Source organism: Mesorhizobium intechi, assembly GCF_002879535.1.
Taxonomy (GTDB): domain Bacteria; phylum Pseudomonadota; class Alphaproteobacteria; order Rhizobiales; family Rhizobiaceae; genus Mesorhizobium; species Mesorhizobium intechi.
The window spans coordinates 39,446-59,036 of the sequence record NZ_PNOT02000032.1; the positions used below are offsets into that span (position 1 = coordinate 39,446).

A 19,591-nucleotide genomic window follows, 5' to 3' on the forward strand; every position below is an offset into this window, starting at 1 on the left:
AGGCGAAGGTTTGCCTATTTGCACTTGGCGATCGACGACAGCGCCGCCGAAATGCCCTTCAGCGAGAAGACATAGGAGGTGGGGTTGCCGCGCCCGGACTTCGCCGTCACCTTCATGTCGGTGCCGGTCTTCATGGCGGCGATCAGCACCGGCTCCTCGGCGGCGTTCTCGACCCAGGCCGACTTGCCGCGCGTGAACATCGAGAAGGACTTCTTGTCGATGGTAACGGTGGCCTTGGAGCCTTGCTGGAAATTGTAGCCGGCGATGAATTGCGGCTCGTAGGACACCTGCTGGCCGGGACGCTGGCTGACGAAGAAGAACATGTCGCCATGGTCGAGCGTCGGCGGCTGCTTGTCGGTCGGCACGGTGAGCACGTAGCAGACCTTGCCGCCCGATGCCTGGTAGCTGTAGGTGCCCCAGGCATTGTGCTGGCCGATCTTGGTTGCCTGCTGCGCCAGAACGGGCGCTGCCGAGGCCACCAGGACCAGACTCGAAACCAGTGCTATCAATCCGCGCATCGTCTTTCCCGTATTCCAAATGGTGCGGGGGCGGGCCGCATGGCGTCCTGCCGTCGCTTCATTTTGATTTAATCTGGGTTACCAAACGGTGAATTTCCCTCAAGAAAAGGACGCTCACCCCAGGAAACCGCCGCCATTCCCGCGCCGCCGCCTAGTCAGCGGCCGGCGCGACGTCCCTTCGGCGACTTGGAGGCCACGAAAGCGGCAAGAGTTTGACTTTTCAGCGGGGCCTCCAAACGCCTCCGCCCACAGGGCGCGCGCCACGTGAAGGCGCTCAGTTCACGTCGGCGATGGCGTCCTTGGCCGCCTGGCGATGTGCCGGCGTGATGTGGGCGCCGACGGCGGTGATCGCGGCGGTGAGCACGGCGATGTCGTCGGTGAAACCGAGGCCGAAGACGAAGTCGGGGATGAGGTCCACCGGCAGGACGAAATAACCGAGCGCGGCCACCAATATGCCCTTGGCGCGCAGCGGCGTGTTCTTGTCCATGGCGCAGTAATAGGCGGCGACGACCTCTTCCATGAACGGGATCTGCCGCGCGGCCTTCTTGGCCGTGCGCCAGAACTTCTCGCGCACTTCGCCCTCACCGCCCAGCCTTTCGCCAAAGCCGAAGAAGTCAAAACCGGATTCTTGCGCCATCAATTACTCCTTGCGGGCCTCATGCGCTTCCTGGCGCATGCCTCGCGAGGCAAAATGTGGTGAAAGCCGGACCCGGCTGCAAGATGCGGGTGCCGATTTGGCGCCACCGCTCACGGCCAGGCGCACACTCAGCCGCCGAAGTAGTGGTTCATCTTCTTTGCCAGCGCTATGTCGAGCGCCGTGACGCCGCCGGCGTCATGGGTGTTCAGCGTCACGTCGACGGTCTTGTAGACATTCGACCAGTCGGGGTGATGATCCATCTTCTCGGCGGCCAGCGCCACGCGGGTCATGAAGGCGAAGGCTTCGGAAAAATTCCTGAAGACGAAGCTGCGCTTGATCGAGCCGCCGTCCGGGGCCAGCGACCAGTCGCCGAGTTCGGCAAGGGCGGCGGTGATGGCGTCCTTGCTGAGTTTTTCTCTCGTCATGATGATTTCCCATGCTATTTCGAGTTTGACCCTCACCATAGTGCAAGTCACCCCGAAGTGCCTTGCGGTTTTGGGGTTCCAAATGCACGAACGGCGCATATCGAATGAGCACAAAGCCGATAAATTCCATTCTGTTCGTCTGCCTCGGCAACATCTGCCGCTCGCCGCTGGCCGAGGGCGTCTTTCGCGCCGTCTGGGCCGAGCGTGGCCGGGGGCGCGACATGCTGCTCGATTCGGCCGCCACCAGCGGCTGGGAGGTCGGCTCGGCGCCGGATCCGCGCTCGATCGCGGTCGCCATTCGTCACGGCATCGACATTTCCGCGCAGAGGGCGCGCAAGGTCACGCCGCAGGATTTCTCCCGTTTCGATCTGATCCTCGGCATGGATCGCTCGAATGTCGCCGACCTTAAGGCGCTGGCGCCGGCGGCACGCGACCGGGTGCGGCTCTACATGGAGTTCGCGCACGGACACGCGCGTGACGTGCCCGATCCCTATTATGACGGTGAGGATGCGTTCGCGTCGGTCTACCGCATGATCCGCGAGGCGTCGGAGGCGCTGGCGACGCGGCTGGCGGCGCGGGCATCGTTGCCGGACAGCGGCCAGGCTTCCTCGACGATGTAGGGGCCGCCGCCGACCGAATCGCGCGACGACATCAGCACGAAGCGACCGATGCGGAAGGGCAATGTCGAGAAATTGCCGCGTGCCGACAGATATTGCGCCACGTCCAGCGGGCTTGAATTGCGCAGCCGCGCCAGTGTGACGTGCGGCATGAACTTGCGCGGATCGGCGGGAATGCCAAGCCGCTGGCAGATGCGCTCGATCTCGCCCTGAAGCGCGGCCAGATCAGGCGAGGCGGACGCCCCGGCCCATACGGCGTGCGGCTTTTTCTGGCCGAAAGCGCCGACACCGGACAAAGCCAGTGAGAAGGACGGCCGGTGGACGCGGTCCAGCGCGTTGGCGATCTCGTCGGCGACATGACCTTGGACATCGCCGATGAAGCGCAGCGTCAGATGGTAGTTTTCGACATCGATCCAGCGGGCCCCGGGCAGGCCGCCCCGGAGCAGGGACAGCGACAAGGCAGCATCACGCGGAATTTCGAGGGCGGTGAAAAGACGCGGCATGAAGAGCCTCCCTTCCTCGAATCGAACTGTCACCTATAGCGAATCATCGATAGTCGAACGTAGCAAGAGGTTTATTGGTCACAGGCTTTGCTAAAAACTTCCCTAACGGACGGTGGTTCCAGCTCCCCTCAGGCACCTCCGGGCACCGCCGCAATCGCCTTCTCGACCGTCGGCAGGATGCGCTCGACCATCAGGTCGACCCCCTTGGCGCTCGGATGCAGGCCATCCTCGAGCTGCATGCCGGGCTGGCCGGCAACGCCGTCGAGGAAGAACGGGTAGAGCGGCACATCGTATTTTTTCGCCAGCTCCGGAAAGATGGCGTCGAAAGCGGTCTGGTAGTCGGCGCCGAGATTGGGCGCGGCGCGCATGCCGGCCAGAAGCACGGCGATCTTGCGCTGCTTGAGCCTGGCCAGCATCTCGTCGAGGTTGTTCCTGGGGATATCGGGCGAGACGCCGCGCAGCATGTCGTTGGCGCCGAGTTCGAGGATGACCAGCCGGGTTCCGTCCGGCACCGACCAGTCGAGCCGCGCCAGGCCGCCGCTGGTGGTGTCGCCGGAAACACCGGCGTTGCCGACGGCCACGTCACGGCCCTTGGCGCGCAGGGCAGCCTGCAATTTGTCGGTAAAACCCTCGCCGGGCCCGAGAGCGTAACCCGCCATCAGGCTGTCGCCGAAGCCGACGATCTTGAAGGGCTCGGCCCGCGCCGACGAAATGGCGCCGCAAAGGGCGGGGAAAAGGATCAAGCCTGCGGCTATCTGGCGTTTGAAAGACATGCGGCAGGCCCCATATGACCAAAGGATTCTTCCGGGCGACGGCTTCCGGCAAACAGAGCCTTCACGTTCCATATAGGACACTTTCATTTTGACAGAAGCCGTCATCGCGCTGAAAGACGTATCCCTGAGGCTCGGCGAAGGCGCTTCGTCGGTCCATGTGCTCAAGGGCGTCAGCCTCGAAGTGGCGCGCGGCGAGGCGACCGGCATCGTCGGCCCTTCGGGGTCCGGCAAGTCGACATTGTTGATGGTCCTGGCAGGCCTGGAAAGGGTCGATTCGGGTACGGTACGAATCGCCGGCGAGTTGCTCAACGGCAAAAGCGAGGATCAGATTGCTTCGTTTCGTGGCCGAAACATTGGCATCGTCTTCCAGTCCTTCCACCTCATCCCCAATATGACGGCGCTCGAGAATGTCGCGGTGCCGCTGGAACTGGCCGGCCATGCCGATCCGTTTTCGGTGGCGGCACGCGAACTGGCGGCGGTCGGCCTGAGCGACCGCGTCACCCATTATCCCGGCGAACTCTCCGGCGGCGAGCAGCAGCGCGTGGCGATCGCCCGGGCGCTGGCACCGTCGCCGCGCATCCTCATCGCCGACGAGCCGACCGGCAATCTCGACCAGGCGACCGGGTGGCAGGTCGCCGACCTGCTGTTCGCCAAGGCGGCTGAACGCGGCATGACGCTGGTGCTGGTCACCCACGATCCGGCGCTTGCGGCGCGCTGTTCGCGCCAGGTTTCGATGCGCTCGGGCCGGATCGAAACAACCGTGGCCTTGAAGGTGACCGCCTGATGCCGCTGGCGCAGACGCTGAAACTCGCGGTCCGCTTCTCGCTGCGCGAAATGCGCGGCGGCCTGTCCGGCTTCCTGATCTTCCTCGCCTGCATCGCGCTCGGCGTCGCGGCGATCGGCGGCGTCAATTCGGTTGCGCGTTCGATCAGCGCCGGCGTCGCCGACCAGGGCCAGACGCTGCTTGGCGGGGATCTTCGCTTCCAGATCAACCAGCGCGACGCCAGCCAGGCCGAGCGCGGCTTCCTCGACGGCCTCGGCACCGTTTCGCGCACCGCCGGCATGCGCTCGATGGCGCGGCTGGCCGACGGCTCGGACCAGGCGCTGGTCGAGGCCAAGGCGGTCGACGACGCCTATCCGCTCTATGGCGCGCTTGAAACCGAGCCGAAGCTGTCGAAGCAGGAGCTTTTCGGCGAAGAATTCGGCGTTTTTGGCGCGGCCGCTCCTGATCTGCTGTTCGAACGGCTGCATCTCAAGCCCGGCGACCGACTGAAGCTCGGCACCGCGACCTTCGAATTGCGCGCCAAACTGATCACCGAGCCGGATGCCGTGTCCGACGGTTTCGGCTTCGCGCCGAGGCTGATGATCTCGACCCAAGGCCTGGCCGCCACCGGGCTGGTGCAACCAGGCAGCCTGGTCGAAAACGCCTACAAGATCCGGCTGCCCGCCGACACCGACGCGGCGCGGCTCAAGGCCATCCAGGATCAGGCGGCGAAAGACTTTCCCGAGGCCGGCTGGTCGATCCGCACCCGCGACAATGCGGCGCCCGCGCTGTCGTCCAACATCGAACGCTTCTCGCAATTCCTGACGCTGGTCGGGCTGACGGCGCTGCTGGTCGGCGGCGTCGGCGTCGCCAATGCGGTGCGCGCCTATCTCGACGGCAAGCGTGGGGTCATCGCCACCTTCAAGAGCCTTGGCGCTTCCGGCGGCTTCGTCTTTGCCGTCTATCTCGTGCAGATCCTGATCATCGCCGCACTCGGCATCGCCGCCGGCCTGGTGCTCGGCGCCCTGATGCCGTTCGTGGCGAGTGCCGCTCTCCAATCCGTCATCCCGGTACCGGCTCAGGGCGGCTTCTATCCCGACGCGCTCGGCATGGCGGCGCTGTTCGGCCTGCTGGTGACGCTGGCCTTCGCGCTGCTGCCGCTCGGGCGCGCCCGCGACGTGCCGGCGACAGCATTGTTCCGCGAGATGGGGCTTGAAGGCCGCGGCCAGCCGCGCCTCGTCTATGTCGCTTCGGCGCTCGGCATCGCGCTGCTGCTGGCAGCGCTCGCCATCCTGTTCTCGGGCGACCAGCGCATCGCCTCGATCTTCGTCGGCGCCACCATCTTCGCGTTCTTGGTGCTGCGTCTGGTCGGCGCGCTGGTGCAATGGGCGGCGAGAAGAAGCCCGCGCGTACGCTTCGTGGCGCTCAGGCTCGCCATCGGCAACATCCATCGGCCGGGCGCCCTGACGCCATCGGTGGTGCTGTCGCTGGGGCTCGGGCTGACGCTGCTGGTGACGCTGGCGCTGATCGACGGCAATCTGCGGCGACAGATCTCCGGCAGCCTGCCGGAGCGGGCGCCGAACTTCTTCTTCGTCGACATCCAGGGCAGCGATGTCGATGCGTTCTCCGCGCTGATTGCCAAGGAGGTGCCGAAGGGCACGCTGGCCAAGGTGCCGATGCTGCGCGGCCGGGTGATGGCGCTCAACGGCGTCGACGTCGACAAGGTCAAGGTGCCGGCCGAAGGTGCCTGGGTGCTGAAAGGCGATCGCGGCCTGACCTATGATGCCAAACAACCGGAAAACGCGACACTGACCGAGGGCAAGTGGTGGCCGGACAACTATACCGGCGAGCCGCTGGTTTCCTTCTCGGCGCATGAGGGCCAGGAGATCGGACTGAAGCTCGGCGACAGCGTCACCGTCAACGTGCTCGGCCGCAACGTGACGGCGAAGATCGCCAATTTCCGCCAGGTCCAGTGGGAAACGATGGGCATCAACTTCGTCATGGTGTTCTCGCCCAATACATTCGCTGGGGCCCCGCACGGCTGGATGGCGACGCTGACCGAAAAGAGTGCCACCATGGCCGACGACGCGCGCGTCCTCAATGCCGTCACCCGCGCCTTTCCCGCGGTGACGACGGTGCGGGTCAAGGACGCGCTCGATGTCGTCAACCGGCTGGTCGGGCAGCTCGGCACGGCGATACGCGCGGCGGCCGGCGTGGCGCTGATCGCTTCGGTGCTGGTGCTGGCCGGCGCGCTCGCCGCCGGCAACCGGGCCCGCATCCATGACGCGGTGGTGCTGAAGACGCTGGGCGCCACAAGGCGAACGCTGATCACGGCGTTCTCCCTCGAATACATGCTGATCGGATTGGCCACGGCCATCTTCGCGCTGGCCGCCGGCGGAATCGCGGCCTGGTACATTGTCGCCCGCATCATGACCCTGCCGTCGCATTTCATGCCCGAGGTGGCGGTGGCGACCATCGCCTTTGCGCTGGTGATCACCGTCGGCATCGGCCTCGCCGGCACCTGGCGGGTGCTCGGCCACAAGGCGGCGCCGGTACTGCGCGAGCTGTAATTCCGGGGCCGGAGCGGCCATCCGGGATTAAATCTTGGTAAGGATGCCGGCCGGAAAGCCCGGGATTCGGCATTTCGGCCCCTCACGAACCGTTACATCCGGTTACGGTCTTGTTCTTGACGCGAATAACCATCATATTTCGCCACAGGCATGCTGGAGCCCCGCCAGCGGCGCCTGGGTCCGGTGGATTTACGTCCCAACAGGACCTGACACCGGACGGGGCAGAAGCAATAGAGGACTACAATGGCTGAACCCATTCGCAACTTCCAGACGCGCGCCGTGCCCGGCGCCGCCGTCGACATCGACCAGGGCCTGCGCGCCTATATGATCAGGGTCTACAATCTGATGGGGCTTGGCCTCCTCATCACCGGCCTGGCCGCGGTCGGCACGATCATGCTGGCCACCACCACCGATCCGGCCTCCGCCGTCGCGACACTGCCGAGCGGCGAGATGCTGACGTCCTTCGGCTATGCGATCTTCGGGTCGCCGTTGCGCTGGGTGGTGATGCTGGCGCCGCTGGCCGCCGTGCTGTTCCTGTCGTTCCGTGTCCAGTCGATGAGCGTTTCGGCGGCGCAGACGACTTTCTGGGTCTATGCCGGCCTCGTCGGCCTGTCACTGTCGTCGATCTTCCTGGTCTACACCACGGCCAGCATTTCGCAGACCTTCTTCGCCACCGCCGCCGCCTTCGGCGCGCTGTCGCTGTTCGGCTACACGACCAAGCGCGACCTGACGGCGATGGGCTCGTTCCTGATCATGGGCGTGTTCGGCATCATCATCGCGTCGGTGATCAACATCTTCCTGCAGTCGTCGGCGCTGTCCTTCGCCGTCTCGGCGATCGGCGTGCTGGTCTTCGCGGGCCTCACCGCCTATGACACGCAGAAGATCAAGGAGATGTATTTCGAGGGCGACGCTTCCGATGTCGCCGGCCGCAAGGCCATCATGGGCGCGCTGACGCTCTACCTCGACTTCATCAACCTGTTCATGTTCCTGCTGCAGTTCATGGGCGACCGCCGCTAGGGCATCGCATCGTGGTCTGACTGGACCATCGGGTTTGGAAAGGGCGGCCCAACGGCCGCCCTTTTATTTTGCGCCGACGTTTGCTGTTATCGAAGGCATACAGGAGGCTTGCATAAAGAATGAGCAATATCGCGATTCGGGCGGCCGGCGTCGCCGACCTCGATACCATCACCGAAATCTATGCCGACGCGGTGACACATGGCACGGCGAGCTACGAGCTGGAGCCGCCCAGCCGCGCCGAGATGGGCACGCGATTCGCCACGCTCACGGCCGGCGGCTTTCCCTATCTGGTGGCGGAGAAGGACGGCGCCGTGCTCGGCTACGCCTATGCCGGCGCCTTCCGGCCGCGCCCGGCCTATCGCTTTATCGTCGAGGATTCAGTCTATGTCGCGCCCGACGCCAAGGGCCAGGGCATCGGTCTCAAGCTGATGCAAGCCTTGATCGTGGCGGCCGAGGGGGCGGGTTTTCGCCAGATCGTCGCCGTGATCGGCGACGGCCATGCCGACAGCGCCTCGGTCAGGCTGCACGAAAAGCTCGGCTTTCGCCATTCGGGCCGCCTCGAAGGCTCCGGCTACAAGCACGGGCGCTGGCTGGACACGGTGTTCATGCAGCTGTCCCTGAATGGCGGCGCGTCGCTGCCGCCCGACCCGGTCTCGCTGCCGGAGCGGAAGTTCCGGGAACGGGATAAAGAGGAATTGAAGAATTGAGGAATTGAAGAACAAAGACGATGGCGCTTACGTCAGGCCCTAAGTGCCTTCTTCCTCAATTCCTCAAATCGAACTCCTTGGCTCAGGCCTCGACCACTCTCAGTTTGCTGTCGAAGACGCCAAGCACGCGGCCGAGTTCCTGGCCGCGTTTGAGGATGCGCCCGCCGGCGGCGATGACGGCGAAGGCGCCTTGCTTGCGGGCCAGTTTCGGGTCCTTGACGATCTGGAACAGCGGCACTTCGCTGGCGCGGCGGAAGACGGAAAACACGGCCCTGTCGGTCAGGTGATCGATGGCGTAGTCGCGCCATTCATTGGCGGCGACCATGCGTCCATAGAGCCTGAGGATCTGGTCCAGTTCACGCCGGTCGAAGCGCACCGGCTGGTCGAGGCGTGCGCTGCGCGCCTCGTGCAGCGGGATCAATATTGCGGACGCGTCACCATCCCCCGTCCCGCCGCTGTCGTCAGTCATGCCTCGATCCTTCAAAATGAATCTATGCCAACCAAAATTGGCCCGTTCGCGCCGCAATTGCAAGAGCCGGCGAAGCGGCGGCGGCGGCGGATTTTTTCGGTCACGTCCAGTCACATTTGCAAACCGCATGTTGGAATTGGTGATGGTTCGCCACATTTCTGCCTTTTTTTATCCGCGCTCATGCCCCAATGTCCGACGAATTTACCGGCGTTGCCTGAGACGGTTCGGTCCGGCACCGGCTCGTAAACCCCAAGCCCCCCGCCCACGGGTCTGCGTCGGATCGAACCAACCTCGGTTTTTCCTTGGAAAAATCGGGTGCGACGATCCCAATACCTAAACGACCGGCGTCAGAAGCAAGCTGACGTCGGTTTTTTCATGCCTGAACGCCGGATCGATCGTGATGCCATCCGCGCCATCGATTCATGCCGCGACATCGCCGAAGAACGCGGCGGTTCAGAATAGGCGGTTGCACAAGTGAAGTCGGTCGGCCGAGAGCGCTCGATCCTCAAGGCATGGATCCTCGGGTCTCAGCGACGGAGCTTCGCTCCTGCCCCGCCCGGAGGGCAGGGCCGTTTGGCGATTCCGTTACGGCTTGTGGATGAACGCGGCGCCGAGAATAGGCCCTGGCATGCCGTCCTTGCCGACCGACTGCAAAAGCACGGCGCAGCCGCCCTTCTTGGTGATTTCGCTCATCGGCAATTCATAGCGCTGCGCCTTGCCGTGCCACATGCCGGCGGTCTGGATGCTGGTGACGGCGTTCCAATAAGTCATCTTGCGGCCGGAGTTCTCGCCCTGGGCGATCTTGACCGTCTGCGGCGGCTCGAAATAGACGATGACGACATGGGCGTCGTTCGGACCGGCGGCGGCATCGCCGGCATCGATGATCACGCGGTCGCTGGTGCGGCTGACCTTGACGGGCACACGCATGCCTTCGCCGGATTTCGCCATGCGGGCCAACGCGCCGTCGACCTCGCCGCGATTGGCGCCGTTGACATGCGCGCGGCCATTGAGGACGGCCTGCGGCGTATAGACGGAGCGACTGCCGAAGGCGCGCATGTAGTCATATTGCCGCTCGGTGTTTTCCTTGCGGCTCAGCGTGTCCTTCCAGCCGAGATAGTCCCAATAGTCGACATGATAGGAGAGCGCGACAATGTCTTCCTTGGTGGCAAGTTCGGCGAAGAAGGCATCGGCCGGCGGGCAGGAGCTGCAGCCCTGGCTGGTGAACAATTCGACGACGCCGAGCGGCCTGTCGGACGAGGGTTTTTCGGCCTGGCTCCTTTCGGCCTCGCCGGCATGGCCGGTACCGGCAACCGCCGAGAAGGCCAGCGCAAAGGCCGCCAGCCAAAGTGATCTTCGCCAGGCCATGATCATTCCAATTCCCGCCGGTGGCGCCGGCTTTGTTCTGATTGTCTGAAATATGTGGCAGAAGCGGATGTCAACGGGAAGTCACGTTGCGGTGAAATTTTACCGTTGCGGTCGCAGGTAAGGCCGCAATAGGAGGGACACTGCATTTCATGACGCGGTTCGATTAGGGCCGGCATCATTATCATGTGGCAAACTCTCCTGACCCCTGTCGATCTCTATTGCGAGCGGACCGGGCCTGAACTTTGGGCCGAGCCCGCCAATGCTTTGACCAACCTCGCTTTCATTGCCGCGGGATTGTGGGGTGCGCGGGAAGCACGCCGATGCGAGGCCGGCACTTTCGCCGCGGTGCTGGCCTGGCGGGTGGTGGCGATCGGCATCGGCTCGATGATCTTGCATGCCTTTGCCACCAGGGCACGATCTGGGCCGATATCCTGCCGATTGCCGGCTTCGCGCTCGCCTATACGCTGTTCAATCCGCGCCGCTTCCTCGGCATGGAATGGGGCAAGGCGATCGCGGTCTTCGTCGTTTTCCATGCGGTGGCCGGCGCGACAAGTTTCGCCGCGCCGGATCGGCTGCGCCAGGCATCGAACGGCACGGCGAGCTACCTGCCACCGTTCCTGGCGCTCGCCTTCTTCGGCATCTGGGGGACGGCAAGCGGCATCCGGGCCGGCTGCTACAATCCGGCGGGGTCGGGGATCTTCGCGGTGTCCGCCATCTGCCGGATGATCGACCCGAAGGGTCTGCGCCAGCTTTCCGCTCGGCACGCATTTCCTTTGGCACATCCTCAACGGGCTGATGCTGGGGGGCTGCTGGCGGCGGTGGCGCGGTTTGGGGCGCCGAAAGGCAGGCAGTAGGCAGTAGGCAGTAGGGGCCTTGTTCCCTACTGCCCAAGCTCCATTCCCTTGCTGCCTTATGCAGCCAGATCGCGCAGCACGTACTGCAAGATGCCGCCGTTCTTGAAGTAGTCGAGTTCGTCCAGCGTATCGATGCGGCAGACGATCGGCACGTTCTTCACCGTGCCGTCGCCATAGGTGATCCTGGCGGTCATCGTCTGGCGCGGCTTGAGGGTGCTCAGGCCGTCGATCTCGACCAGTTCGTCGCCCTTGAGGTTGAGCGAAGCCCAGGATGTGCCGTCCTCGAAGACGAAGGGGATGACGCCCATGCCGACCAGGTTCGAGCGATGGATGCGCTCGAAGGACTGGGCGATGACGGCGCGGACGCCGAGCAGATTGGTGCCCTTGGCCGCCCAGTCACGCGACGAGCCGTTGCCGTATTCGATACCGGCGAAGATGACCAGCGGCACGCCTTCCTTCTTGTACTCCATCGCCGCGTCGTAGATCGATTCCTCTTCCTTCGACGGGTAGTGGATGGTGTAGCCGCCCTCGCGGCCGTTCTCGCCCAGCATGTGGTTGCGAATGCGGATGTTGGCGAAGGTGCCGCGCATCATCACCTCATGGTTGCCGCGCCGCGTGCCGTACTGGTTGAAATCGGCAACACCGACGCCGTGGTCGGTAAGATACTTGCCGGCCGGGGAAGCCGCCTTGATCGAACCCGCCGGCGAGATGTGGTCGGTGGTGATCTTGTCGCCGAACAGGCCGAGCACGCGCGCGCCCTTGATGTCGCCGATCTTGCCGAAACCGGTGGTCATGCCGGCGAAATAGGGCGGGTTCTGCACATAGGTCGAATTGTCGTCCCAGGCATAGGTCTGGCCTTCCGGCGCCTGCACCTTCTGCCAGTGCTCGTCGCCCTTGAAGACGTCTGCATATTTGCGGGCGAACAGCTCGCGGGTGACGTTCTTCTCGATGAACTCCTGGATCTCGGCCGAGCTCGGCCAGATGTCCTTGAGGTAGACCGGATTGCCGTTCTTGTCCTCGCCGAGCGGTTCGGTGGTGAGGTCCTTGGTGACGGTGCCAGCCAGCGCATGCGCCACGACCAGCGGCGGTGAGGCCAGGTAGTTGGCCTGCACGTCGGGCGAGACGCGGCCTTCGAAGTTGCGGTTGCCGGACAAGACCGCGGCAGCAATCAAACCCTTGTCGTTGATGGTCTTGGAGATCGGCGCCGGCAGCGGGCCGGAATTGCCGATGCAGGTGGTGCAGCCGAAGCCGACCAGGTTGAAGCCGATCTGGTCGAGCTCCTTCTGCAGGCCCGACTTCTCCAGATATTCGGCGACCACCTGGCTGCCGGGGGCGAGCGAGGTCTTCACCCACGGCTTCTGCCTGAGACCGAGGCGGTTGGCGTTGCGGGCCAGAAGGCCGGCGCCGATCAGCACGCTCGGGTTCGAGGTGTTGGTGCACGAGGTGATGGCGGCGATGACGACGTCGCCATGGCCGAGGTCATGGTCGGTGCCTTCGACGGCGTAGCGCTTGGAAATCTCCGCCGCCTTCTTGTACTCGGTCTCCATCGCCTTGGCGAAGCCGGCCGGGATGCCTTCCAGCGCGACACGGCCCTCGGGGCGCTTGGGGCCGGCCATCGATGGCACGACGCTGCTCAGCTCGAGCTCGAGCAGGTCGGTGAAGACCGGGTCGGCGGAGCCGGCCTCGCGCCACATGCCTTGCGCCTTGGAATAGGCTTCGACCAGCGCGATGCGGCCTTCCTCGCGGCCGGACATCGTCAGGTAGCGGATGGTTTCCGAATCAACCGGGAAGAAGCCGCAGGTGGCGCCATATTCCGGCGCCATGTTGCCGATGGTGGCGCGGTCGGCGAGCGTCATGTTGGAGAGGCCCGGGCCGAAGAACTCGACGAACTTGCCGACGACGCCTTTCTTTCGCAGCATCTGGGTGACGGTGAGCACCAGGTCGGTGGCGGTAACGCCTTCCTTGAGCTTGCCGGTGAGGCGGAAGCCGATGACTTCGGGCAAGAGCATGGAGACGGGCTGGCCGAGCATGGCCGCCTCGGCCTCGATGCCGCCCACGCCCCAGCCGAGAACGCCAAGGCCGTTGATCATGGTCGTGTGCGAATCGGTGCCGACGCAGGTGTCGGGATAGGCCGTGGTTTCGCCGTCCTCGGTGTTGGTCCACACCACCTGGCCGAGATATTCGAGGTTGACCTGGTGGCAGATGCCGGTGCCGGGCGGCACGACGCGGAAGTTGCGGAACGCCTGCTGGCCCCATTTCAGGAACTTGTAGCGTTCCTCGTTGCGCTCATATTCGAGCTCGACATTGCGGGCGAAGGCCATCGGCGTGCCGAATTCGTCGACGATGACGGAATGGTCGATAACGAGGTCGACGGGAACCAGGGGGTTGATCTTCTGGGGATCGCCGCCGAGCGAGGCCATGGCGTCGCGCATGGCGGCCAGATCGACCACGGCCGGAACGCCGGTGAAATCCTGCATCAGCACGCGGGCCGGGCGATAGGCGATCTCGACGCCGGCGGTGCCCTTGTCGGTCAGCCAGCCGGCCACCGCCCGGATCGATTCCTTGGTGACGGAGCGGCCGTCCTCATTGCGCAGCAGGTTTTCCAGCAGCACCTTCATCGAATAGGGCAGCTGGGCGATGCCGGTGAGGCCGTTCTTTTCGGCCTCGACGAGGTCGAAATAGGCATACTCGGTGCCGCCCGCGGTCAGCGTGCGACGGCAATTGAAACTATCGAGGGATTTTGACACGTGCGATCCGTCCTTGTCTGTTCAGCCTGAAAGGGAACGGACGCCGATGGCATGCAATCACGCGCAAAGGTGCGGGTACGGCCATTTCCGCTGTCCGTTCCCAAGCAACCCGAGCCGTTCAAGGCGGCGCGTGCGCTGGTTCGGCGCTAATTCTGTTCCCGCGCCGACCGCTGGCACGGATGCACCGCATATAGAGAATTTTCTGGAATAGTTCTAGACAGTCAAAAAGCAAATTTGTGCGATGCGGCAGCGGCCGTGGAACATTGTTTTGGGGCAGGCGAGGGATGCGGCTTATCGCCGAAAATCTGGGCGGCGAACGCGGCGGCGAGGCGGTTTTTTCCGGCATCGGCTTTGCGCTCGATCAGGGGCAAGCGCTGGTCGTCACCGGACCGAACGGATCAGGCAAATCGACCTTGCTCCGGATCATCGCCGGGCTGCTGCCGAAGGCCGAAGGCCGGCTGGTGCTCGAGCACGGCGGCGATGACTTTCCGTCGATCGCTTCGGCCTGCCATTATCTCGGACACCAGAACGCGATGAAGACGGCGCTCAGCGTGGGAGAAAACCTGCGCTTCTGGCGTGATTTCAATGGAAGTGGCGATTCGGACGTCGCCAAGGCGCTGGAGACGGTCGGGCTCGGCGGCATCGGCCATCTGCCGTTCGGCTATCTCTCGACCGGGCAGCGGCGGCGCGCGGCGATCGCCAAGCTTTTGGTCAGCCACCGGCCGCTGTGGCTGCTCGACGAGCCGACGGCGGGATTGGACAAGGCGTCGGAGGCGCGGTTCGCGGGGCTGATGACGAAGCATTGCATAGCTGGCGGGATGATTGTCGCGGCGACGCATTTGCCGCTGGGAATCGAGGCGGCGGAGTTGAGGATGGGGGGTGCCACAGAACGCCTGCCTCAACAAGGGACCGCATGGTGATGTGGTCCCTCTTCGCCCGCGACATCCGTCTCAACATCCGTGCCGGCGGCGGCGCGTTGACCGGCGTCATCTTCTTCCTTGCCGTCATCGCCACCATTCCGTTCGGCGTCGGCCCGGACCTGAAGCTGCTTTCGCGCATCGGCCCGGCCATCCTTTGGATCGGCGCGCTGCTTGCCTGCCTGCTCGGGCTCGACCGGCTGTTCCAGGCCGACCGCGAAGACGGCTCGCTCGATCTGCTGGTGCTCGGCAACGACCGGCACATGCTGGCGCTGACGGTGCTGGTGAAATGCCTGGCGCATTGGGCGGGCAGCGTTCTGCCGCTGGTCGTCGCCGCCCCCTTGCTCGGCCTGTTCATGAACATGGAGGCGCTCGGCATCGGCGCGACGGCGCTGACGCTGCTGGTCGGCACGCCGGCCATCACCTTCATTGGCGCCGCGGGTGCCGCCGTGGCGGTGGCACTGCCGCGCGGCGGGCTCCTGATCTCGGTTCTGGTGCTGCCGCTGACCATTCCGGTGCTGATCTTCGGCGTTTCGGCGAGCTACGGCGCGACGGCCGATCCCGATCCTTTCCTGCAGCCCTTCCTCATTCTTGCCGCGCTGACCCTGTTTCTTGGTGTGCTGGGGCCGGCCTCGGCGGCGCTGGCGCTGCGCCACGGAACCGATTGAGCGAGGTTTGGCATGGTTTGCGCGACATCAAGGGCGGCGGCGCGGCGGCCATGTATGGTTGAAACCACGGCGCGTTGCGCGGCCATGGGCATGTCGCTAAGGGAAAGCATGATCGAAAGAGGCAGACGGCTGGAAAAAGGCGCGCAGATGGAGCGGCAGGCATGAGTGCGCACGCACTCTATGTCACGGCCGCCTATGGCATCACGGCGGTTGTTCTGGCCGGGCTGATCGGCTGGATCCTGCTCGACCAAAAGGGGCGCAAGCGCGATCTTGCCGAATTGGAAGCAGCCGGCGTGCGGCGCCGTTCCGACAAGGCGGAGGAGAAATCGTGAGCAGCGAGACCGAGACACCGACGCGCGGTCGCCGCCTGTTCGTCCTCTTGCCGCTGCTGGTCTTCCTCGGCCTGGCGGGGTTGTTCCTGTGGCAGCTGTTGTCGGGACGCGATGTCTCGGAAGTGCCGTCTGCGCTGATCGGGCTGCCGGCGCCGCAGACCAATCTGCCGGCCCTGGAGGGGTCAAACCTGCCGGGGCTTGATTCCAGGGCGTTCGCCGGCAAGGTCACGCTGGTCAACGTGTTCGCGTCATGGTGCGCGCCGTGCCGCGAAGAGCACCCGGTGCTTCTGGCGCTGTCGCAGGACAAGCGGTTCGCCATGGCGGCGCTGAACTACAAGGACCGGCCGGAAAATGCCCGCCGGTTCCTCGGCGATCTCGGCAATCCGTTCCAGGCCATCGGCGTCGACGAAGCCGGCCGCACGGCGATCGACTGGGGCGTCTACGGCGTGCCGGAAACCTTCGTCATCGGCAAGGACGGCAGAATCGCCTACAAGCATGTCGGCCCGCTGACGGCCGAAGCGGTAAGGGATCTGCTGCTGCCGCAAATCGACAAGGCGCTTGCGGCGCATTGATATCGAGGTGATGCCGGCCTGCAAACGGCGGCTTCCTGCGCTTCCGGTGCTCACGTACGAAAATACGCTCCGCTGCGGTTCTCGGAACCCACCGTTTTCGCTGCGGCCTGAATCTCAGCGCGCCTGGCGGCGCAGGCTCAAGCTCAGCCGTAGATCTGCTTGTGGATCTGGTAGAGCATTTCCGAGCGGTCGGCGCGCATGTCGGCCAGATCGCGGCTGGAGAAGCTGTCGATTTCGGCGACGAGGCGGTTGTAGTGCTTGCGCTTGGCGATGTTGTTGCGAGCGCGGGTCATGAGATCGTTGAAGATCATGGCAAGGGTCCTTCTGTGCCGCATTCTGGCGGCGGTTTCTTCCTCCCTTGGTCAATACGGAACATGACATAGGAATGGTGCGTTGCAAAAAGAAGATGTTGCAATGCACCATTGCACGCAACGCATAGCCGGTTAATCGAGTCCTAAGTCGTCGTGGCTGGACGACCGGGGATAGAACTGCCTGGGCGGCGGGTTCCTCTCCGTTTTGTCATACAAATTGCGAAGGCCGCGTCTTGCCAGATCGATCGCGGGCTGGCTTGATCCGGTCTTACGTGATGCCGGGAGGAAACACATGGCGGCCGCAGACTATTACGAAATTCTCGATCCGCGCTTCGGGCGGCTGTTCAACGGCAATGCCCAGGTGGAGAAGCTGTTCACCGGATGCCGCTGGGCGGAAGGGCCGGCCTGGTTCGCCGCCGGCCGTTATGTCGTCTGGTCCGATATCCCGAACAACCGCATGCTGCGCTATGACGAGACCGACGGCAGCGTCAGCGTCTTCCGCCAGCCCTCGGGCAATTCCAACGGCAACACCGTCGACCGGCAGGGCCGGCTGGTCACCTGCGAGCATTCGGGCCGCCGCGTCAGCCGCACCGAGCATGACGGCTCGGTCACCACCATTGCCGCCAAATGGAAGGGCAAGCGGCTGAACTCGCCCAACGACGTGGTGGTGAAGTCCGACGGCTCGATCTGGTTCACCGATCCGACCTATGGCATCGACACCGACTATGAAGGCGACAAGGCCGAGAGCGAGATCGGCGCCTGCCACGTCTACCGGGTCGACCCCGACAGCGGCGAGATCGAGGCCGTCATCACCGACATGGTGCGCCCCAACGGGCTCGCCTTCTCGCTGGACGAAAGCCTGCTCTATGTCGTCGACACCGGCCGCACGCATGGCGCCGAGAATCCGGCGCATATGCGGGTCTTCAACGTCGGCAAGCACGGCAAGAAGGTTTCCGGGGGCAAGGTCTTCGCCGACTGCACCGCCGGCCTGTTCGACGGGTTCCGGCTCGACGCCGACGGACGCATCTGGACCAGCGCCGCCGACGGCATCCATTGCTACGATCCCGACGGCACGCTGATCGGAAAGGTCAAGGTGCCGGAGGTGACCGCCAATTGCGTGTTCGGCGGCGCCAAGCTGAACTGCCTCTACATCGCCGGCACCACATCGCTTTATTCGGTGCGGCTGATGGTGAACGGGGCCAAGACTTTTTGAGGCTGCTCGACACGCTTCTGTGGCGGCCGCTGACGACGTTTCTGCGTATTACCGCAGCGCCTGCCGCGCTACGGTTGCCGCAACCGCCGCCCTGCGGTTCGCCAGAGCGAATTTCCAGACAGCAGGCTGGGGGTACCAGACACAATTCAAGGGGAGGGCGTCATGCCATTCGTCAACATCCGCATCGTCAAGGAAGTGATCGCCGCCGATCCGGCAGGCAAGAAGGCTGACATCGCCAAGAAAGTCACGGCGGCCATCATGGAAGCCACGGGGCTTGGCAATGACGATGTCTGGGTGGTGTTCGAAGAGGTCAACGCCCGCGACTGGTATGTCGGCAAGACCGATGTCGAGACGTTGCGGAAGGGCTAGGTCTTGCCTTCTCCCAGAGGGGACAAGGCGAAGACTGTGCCGCTTAACGCGAGGCGATAAAATCCGCAAAGGCCGTCAGCGCGTTGCGCATTGCCAGCACGTTCACCGGCTCCGTCAGGATGCCATCAAACTCCGGCGGCTTCTTGCCCAGCAGGGCAATCTCCAGCATCGCGTCCTCGTAAAGCGCGAAGGACATAGTCCGCATGATCTCGGCCAAAGCGGCGCGGGCGAACAGCGAGCGCGGCGAGGCGTGGGCCAGCATGGCGGGCTTGGCGATGGCGGCGTCGCGCGAGACCAGCCAGTCGAGCGCGTTCTTCAGCCCGCCCGGCACGCCATGGGCATATTCGGGACAGGAGACGATGATGCCGTCCGCGCCGGTGACGGCATCGATCAGCTCAGCCGCTTCGCGCGGCGTGCGTTCGCCCTCGTCATCGGGATTGAAGATAGGCAGACGGCCGAGCCCGTCATGGACGGTGACGCGGCAGCCTGCCGGCGCGTTGCGCGCCAGTGCCGCGACCAGGGCCGAATTGGTGGAGGCGGCACGCAGGCTGCCGGAGATGGCGAGGAGGTTCAGCATAGCGTGGGGACCGGTTCGGCGCTTACCACATCGTCTGCTTGTATTCCTCGTCGAGCCAGCGGTCGGTCGCCTCGGCCGTGTCGGCAACCACCAGCTGGTCGCGCAGGATCTGGCCGAGCGTCGGCAGCGTGGCGCGGTCGTACCAGGTGTCGGGCTTCCACAGATCGGAGCGCATGAAGGCCTTGGCGCAATGCATGTAGGCCGCCTTGAGCGTGACCACGATGACGCTTTGCGGCTCCTTGCCATCGACGGCGAGGCGCTCGCGCAAACCGGCATCGACGGTGATGCGGGCATCGCCATTGACGCGCAGCGTCTCGTTCATGCCGGGAATGAGGAAGAGCAGGCCGACCGAGGGATTGCGCAGGATGTTCTCCAGCGTGTCCAGCCGGTTGTTGCCGGGCCGGTCCGGGATGGCGATGGTCCTGTCGTCGAGAATGGCGACGAAGCCGGGCTTGTCGCCCTTCGGCGTCACATCGGCATTGCCTTGGCCATCGGACGAGCCGATCAGCACGAAGGGGCTCTTGCCGATGAAGGAGCGGCAGTGGCCGTCGAGCGCCTTCAGCTCCTTGCGGATCGAGCCGTCGGTCGGGCGCGGCGTCTTGTAGATCGTCCGCAGCTCTTCATGCGTGGCGATGAATTCCATGGCTCTCCCCCGTTGTTTTGACGC

22 protein-coding genes and 1 pseudogene are annotated in these 19,591 nt (G+C 64.5%); 12 read left to right on the forward strand and 11 right to left on the reverse strand.

Annotation, left to right across the window (positions count from 1 at the left end; genetic code table 11):
• Nucleotides 1-14: 14 nt before the first annotated feature.
• The 3 genes from C1D09_RS02345 to C1D09_RS02355 form a co-directional block, all read right to left on the reverse strand.
• Nucleotides 15-518 (reverse strand): invasion associated locus B family protein, encoded by a 504-nt coding sequence (locus tag C1D09_RS02345; protein WP_143972805.1) that lies wholly within the window; start codon nt 516-518, stop codon nt 15-17.
• A gap of 274 nt (nt 519-792) precedes the next feature.
• Entirely contained in the window at nt 793-1,155 is a 363-nt protein-coding gene (locus tag C1D09_RS02350) for a YkvA family protein (RefSeq protein WP_143972806.1), read from the reverse strand.
• 128 nt (nt 1,156-1,283) lie between these two features.
• Nucleotides 1,284-1,580 (reverse strand): 4a-hydroxytetrahydrobiopterin dehydratase, encoded by a 297-nt coding sequence (locus tag C1D09_RS02355; RefSeq protein WP_027047546.1) that lies wholly within the window; start codon nt 1,578-1,580, stop codon nt 1,284-1,286.
• Nucleotides 1,581-1,684: 104 nt separating this feature from the next.
• On the opposite strand from C1D09_RS02355, the gene C1D09_RS02360 reads away from it, so the two are divergent.
• Entirely contained in the window at nt 1,685-2,200 is a 516-nt protein-coding gene (locus C1D09_RS02360) for a low molecular weight protein-tyrosine-phosphatase (RefSeq protein ID WP_143972807.1), read from the forward strand.
• Here C1D09_RS02360 and thpR read toward each other — a convergent pair.
• Both thpR and C1D09_RS02370 read right to left on the reverse strand, forming a co-directional pair.
• The gene (gene thpR / locus C1D09_RS02365; RefSeq protein ID WP_143972808.1) at nt 2,104-2,700 is read right to left on the reverse strand and encodes an RNA 2',3'-cyclic phosphodiesterase; all 597 of its coding nucleotides are present in this window, start codon (nt 2,698-2,700) and stop codon (nt 2,104-2,106) included. The genes C1D09_RS02360 and thpR overlap by 97 nt on opposite strands.
• A 128-nt stretch (nt 2,701-2,828) precedes the next feature.
• Nucleotides 2,829-3,473 carry an arylesterase gene (locus C1D09_RS02370; RefSeq protein ID WP_143972809.1) on the reverse strand — a complete coding sequence of 215 codons (645 nt, stop codon included), beginning with the start codon at nt 3,471-3,473 and terminating at the stop codon, nt 2,829-2,831.
• A gap of 88 nt (nt 3,474-3,561) precedes the next feature.
• On the opposite strand from C1D09_RS02370, the gene C1D09_RS02375 reads away from it, so the two are divergent.
• From C1D09_RS02375 to C1D09_RS02390, 4 genes are all read left to right on the forward strand, one after another.
• Entirely contained in the window at nt 3,562-4,257 is a 696-nt protein-coding gene (locus C1D09_RS02375) for an ABC transporter ATP-binding protein (protein WP_143972810.1), read from the forward strand.
• Nucleotides 4,257-6,806 carry an ABC transporter permease gene (locus C1D09_RS02380; protein ID WP_143972811.1) on the forward strand — a complete coding sequence of 850 codons (2,550 nt, stop codon included), beginning with the start codon at nt 4,257-4,259 and terminating at the stop codon, nt 6,804-6,806. Before C1D09_RS02375 ends, C1D09_RS02380 begins: the two co-directional genes overlap by 1 nt.
• Nucleotides 6,807-7,049: 243 nt before the next feature.
• Entirely contained in the window at nt 7,050-7,823 is a 774-nt protein-coding gene (locus C1D09_RS02385; RefSeq protein WP_143972812.1) for a Bax inhibitor-1/YccA family protein, read from the forward strand.
• A 119-nt stretch (nt 7,824-7,942) separates the two neighbouring features.
• Nucleotides 7,943-8,530, forward strand: coding sequence for a GNAT family N-acetyltransferase (locus tag C1D09_RS02390; protein WP_143972813.1), 588 nt, complete (start codon nt 7,943-7,945; stop codon nt 8,528-8,530).
• Nucleotides 8,531-8,612: 82 nt separating this feature from the next.
• Here C1D09_RS02390 and C1D09_RS02395 read toward each other — a convergent pair whose 3' ends face one another.
• The gene (locus C1D09_RS02395; RefSeq protein WP_027055166.1) at nt 8,613-8,999 is read right to left on the reverse strand and encodes a DUF2794 domain-containing protein; all 387 of its coding nucleotides are present in this window, start codon (nt 8,997-8,999) and stop codon (nt 8,613-8,615) included.
• A 585-nt stretch (nt 9,000-9,584) separates the two neighbouring features.
• Complete coding sequence (locus tag C1D09_RS02400; protein WP_143972814.1) at nt 9,585-10,370, reverse strand: DUF1223 domain-containing protein; 786 nt, start codon at nt 10,368-10,370, stop codon at nt 9,585-9,587.
• A gap of 177 nt (nt 10,371-10,547) precedes the next feature.
• Here C1D09_RS02400 and C1D09_RS02405 point away from each other — a divergent pair.
• Nucleotides 10,548-11,218, forward strand: a pseudogene (locus C1D09_RS02405) (ceramidase domain-containing protein).
• A 56-nt stretch (nt 11,219-11,274) separates the two neighbouring features.
• Here the strand turns inward: C1D09_RS02405 and acnA are convergent.
• Nucleotides 11,275-13,965 (reverse strand): aconitate hydratase AcnA, encoded by a 2,691-nt coding sequence (gene acnA, locus C1D09_RS02410; RefSeq protein ID WP_143972815.1) that lies wholly within the window; start codon nt 13,963-13,965, stop codon nt 11,275-11,277.
• Between the two features lie 284 nt (nt 13,966-14,249).
• Here acnA and ccmA point away from each other — a divergent pair, with 284 nt between their 5' ends.
• The 4 genes from ccmA (at nt 14,250) to C1D09_RS02430 (ending at nt 16,454) form a co-directional block, all read left to right on the forward strand.
• Nucleotides 14,250-14,885 (forward strand): heme ABC exporter ATP-binding protein CcmA, encoded by a 636-nt coding sequence (ccmA, locus tag C1D09_RS02415; RefSeq protein ID WP_143972816.1) that lies wholly within the window; start codon nt 14,250-14,252, stop codon nt 14,883-14,885.
• Nucleotides 14,885-15,550 carry a heme exporter protein CcmB gene (ccmB, locus tag C1D09_RS02420; protein WP_143972885.1) on the forward strand — a complete coding sequence of 222 codons (666 nt, stop codon included), beginning with the start codon at nt 14,885-14,887 and terminating at the stop codon, nt 15,548-15,550. The genes ccmA and ccmB overlap by 1 nt, the downstream gene beginning before the upstream one ends.
• 161 nt (nt 15,551-15,711) lie before the next feature.
• Complete coding sequence (ccmD, locus tag C1D09_RS02425) at nt 15,712-15,882, forward strand: heme exporter protein CcmD (RefSeq protein ID WP_143972817.1); 171 nt, start codon at nt 15,712-15,714, stop codon at nt 15,880-15,882.
• Nucleotides 15,879-16,454: a DsbE family thiol:disulfide interchange protein gene (locus C1D09_RS02430; protein ID WP_143972818.1), complete on the forward strand. Its 576-nt coding sequence runs from the start codon at nt 15,879-15,881 to the stop codon at nt 16,452-16,454. Before ccmD ends, C1D09_RS02430 begins: the two co-directional genes overlap by 4 nt.
• Before the next feature lie 143 nt (nt 16,455-16,597).
• Here the strand turns inward: C1D09_RS02430 and C1D09_RS02435 are convergent, their stop codons facing one another.
• Nucleotides 16,598-16,765 carry a hypothetical protein gene (locus C1D09_RS02435; protein WP_019862058.1) on the reverse strand — a complete coding sequence of 56 codons (168 nt, stop codon included), beginning with the start codon at nt 16,763-16,765 and terminating at the stop codon, nt 16,598-16,600.
• A 292-nt stretch (nt 16,766-17,057) separates the two neighbouring features.
• Between C1D09_RS02435 and C1D09_RS02440 the strand changes: the two genes are divergently transcribed.
• Both C1D09_RS02440 and C1D09_RS02445 read left to right on the forward strand, forming a co-directional pair.
• Nucleotides 17,058-17,978 (forward strand): SMP-30/gluconolactonase/LRE family protein, encoded by a 921-nt coding sequence (locus C1D09_RS02440; RefSeq protein WP_143972819.1) that lies wholly within the window; start codon nt 17,058-17,060, stop codon nt 17,976-17,978.
• Nucleotides 17,979-18,140: 162 nt separating this feature from the next.
• On the forward strand, nt 18,141-18,347 hold the full coding sequence (locus C1D09_RS02445) for a tautomerase family protein (RefSeq protein ID WP_010912352.1): 207 nt from the start codon (nt 18,141-18,143) through the stop codon (nt 18,345-18,347).
• A 43-nt stretch (nt 18,348-18,390) separates the two neighbouring features.
• Here the strand turns inward: C1D09_RS02445 and C1D09_RS02450 are convergent, their stop codons facing one another.
• Both C1D09_RS02450 and C1D09_RS02455 read right to left on the reverse strand, forming a co-directional pair.
• Entirely contained in the window at nt 18,391-18,924 is a 534-nt protein-coding gene (locus C1D09_RS02450) for an NADPH-dependent FMN reductase (RefSeq protein WP_143972820.1), read from the reverse strand.
• A gap of 22 nt (nt 18,925-18,946) precedes the next feature.
• Nucleotides 18,947-19,567 carry a pyridoxamine 5'-phosphate oxidase family protein gene (locus C1D09_RS02455; protein ID WP_143972821.1) on the reverse strand — a complete coding sequence of 207 codons (621 nt, stop codon included), beginning with the start codon at nt 19,565-19,567 and terminating at the stop codon, nt 18,947-18,949.
• Between the last annotated feature and the right edge of the window lie 24 nt (nt 19,568-19,591).

Coding starts and splice junctions, on each gene's coding strand:
- C1D09_RS02345 (WP_143972805.1), bottom strand. CDS start 518: ATGCGCGGATTGATAGCACTGGTTTCGAGTCTGGTCCTGGTGGCCTCG.
- C1D09_RS02350 (WP_143972806.1), bottom strand. CDS start 1,155: ATGGCGCAAGAATCCGGTTTTGACTTCTTCGGCTTTGGCGAAAGGCTG.
- C1D09_RS02355 (WP_027047546.1), bottom strand. CDS start 1,580: ATGACGAGAGAAAAACTCAGCAAGGACGCCATCACCGCCGCCCTTGCC.
- C1D09_RS02360 (WP_143972807.1), top strand. CDS start 1,685: ATGAGCACAAAGCCGATAAATTCCATTCTGTTCGTCTGCCTCGGCAAC.
- thpR (WP_143972808.1), bottom strand. CDS start 2,700: ATGCCGCGTCTTTTCACCGCCCTCGAAATTCCGCGTGATGCTGCCTTG.
- C1D09_RS02370 (WP_143972809.1), bottom strand. CDS start 3,473: ATGTCTTTCAAACGCCAGATAGCCGCAGGCTTGATCCTTTTCCCCGCC.
- C1D09_RS02380 (WP_143972811.1), top strand. CDS start 4,257: ATGCCGCTGGCGCAGACGCTGAAACTCGCGGTCCGCTTCTCGCTGCGC.
- C1D09_RS02385 (WP_143972812.1), top strand. CDS start 7,050: ATGGCTGAACCCATTCGCAACTTCCAGACGCGCGCCGTGCCCGGCGCC.
- C1D09_RS02390 (WP_143972813.1), top strand. CDS start 7,943: ATGAGCAATATCGCGATTCGGGCGGCCGGCGTCGCCGACCTCGATACC.
- C1D09_RS02395 (WP_027055166.1), bottom strand. CDS start 8,999: ATGACTGACGACAGCGGCGGGACGGGGGATGGTGACGCGTCCGCAATA.
- C1D09_RS02400 (WP_143972814.1), bottom strand. CDS start 10,370: ATGATCATGGCCTGGCGAAGATCACTTTGGCTGGCGGCCTTTGCGCTG.
- ccmA (WP_143972816.1), top strand. CDS start 14,250: ATGCGGCTTATCGCCGAAAATCTGGGCGGCGAACGCGGCGGCGAGGCG.
- ccmB (WP_143972885.1), top strand. CDS start 14,885: ATGTGGTCCCTCTTCGCCCGCGACATCCGTCTCAACATCCGTGCCGGC.
- ccmD (WP_143972817.1), top strand. CDS start 15,712: ATGAGTGCGCACGCACTCTATGTCACGGCCGCCTATGGCATCACGGCG.
- C1D09_RS02435 (WP_019862058.1), bottom strand. CDS start 16,765: ATGATCTTCAACGATCTCATGACCCGCGCTCGCAACAACATCGCCAAG.
- C1D09_RS02440 (WP_143972819.1), top strand. CDS start 17,058: ATGGCGGCCGCAGACTATTACGAAATTCTCGATCCGCGCTTCGGGCGG.
- C1D09_RS02445 (WP_010912352.1), top strand. CDS start 18,141: ATGCCATTCGTCAACATCCGCATCGTCAAGGAAGTGATCGCCGCCGAT.
- C1D09_RS02450 (WP_143972820.1), bottom strand. CDS start 18,924: ATGCTGAACCTCCTCGCCATCTCCGGCAGCCTGCGTGCCGCCTCCACC.
- C1D09_RS02455 (WP_143972821.1), bottom strand. CDS start 19,567: ATGGAATTCATCGCCACGCATGAAGAGCTGCGGACGATCTACAAGACG.